Below are 1,117 nucleotides of genomic sequence, written 5' to 3' on the forward strand. Positions count from 1 at the left end.
CCTTGCCGTCAAGCAGGGTTTGCATGGGCGTTCGCCCACAGCACATCTTGCCCTGGTGCGTCCGCTCCGTGTTGTATTCGTTTAGCCAGGCATCCAGGTCTGTCTGCAGTTCCTCCAAGGAATGATATATCTTGCGGCGAAACGTGACCTGGTAAAACTCGTTCAGTATCGTCTTGTGGAATCGCTCACATATCCCGTTGGTCTGTGGATGCCGCGCCTTGCTTTTGGTATGTTCAATGTCATTGACCGCAAGATACAATTCATAATCGTGGCTTTCCACCTTCCCGCAGTACTCCGTGCCTCTGTCCGTCAGCATCCGGATGATACCCATCTGGTGGGCCGCAAAAAACGGTAACACCCGGTCATTGAGCAAGTCCGCCGCCGTGATGGGCGTCTTCGTTGTGTAGAGTTTGGCCGCTGCCCATTTGCTGTGCGTGTCCACAAAGGTCTGCTGGTAAATACGCCCGACACCCTTGATAGTGCCCACATAAAACGTGTCCTGGCTGCCGAGATAACCGGGATGCGGACTTTCGATCTCGCCGCAGACTTCGTCATCCTGCCGCTTGCGCTCCAGAGCCTGTACTTGCGCTTCAGTCAGGACAATTCCCTCTTCCGCGGATTTTTTCTCCAGGGCAGTCAAGCGCTGCCTGAAATTCGCCAGGTTATGCCGAAGCCAAATGGCACGGACTCCAGAAGGAGAAACAAAGATACCGCGTTTGCGTAACTCGTTGCTGACCCTGACTTGCCCGTGAGCGGGAAAGTCCGTGGCAAACTCGACAACGGCCTGCTCGACAGCCTCCTCCACACGGTTTTTCAAATTGGGCTTTCTGCGGCTGACGTCAAACAGTGCCTCGACCCCACCGGCATCTCTGGCGGCTTGATATCGATAAAACGTATCCCTGGAAAAACCCATGAGCCTACAGGCTTTGGAAATATTCCCCAGTTCGGCAGCGAGATTGAGAAGTCCGGTCTTGTGCTTGATGACGTTTTGGTTGAAACTTTGCATGGGAACTCCGTGGGCATGGTGCCAGGTTGATGGCTTGTTTACGTTTCCATCAAAACGGAGTTCCCTTCCTTTTTCAAGGGCTACCTGTCCGATCAAGTCGAAACTAGTTCA

Annotated in this window: 1 protein-coding gene; it reads right to left on the reverse strand. The window is 53.5% G+C overall.

The genetic code is table 11. The features are described 5' to 3' along the window. Nucleotides 1-1,006, reverse strand: a 1,006-nt coding sequence (locus G7Y51_RS13465; RefSeq protein WP_165178265.1) for an IS481 family transposase, incomplete at its 3' end; no start/stop codon positions are given. Between the last annotated feature and the right edge of the window lie 111 nt (nt 1,007-1,117).

Origin of the sequence: Desulfovibrio sp. ZJ369 (assembly GCF_011039085.1) — a bacterium.
Lineage (GTDB): Bacteria > Desulfobacterota > Desulfovibrionia > Desulfovibrionales > Desulfovibrionaceae > Desulfovibrio.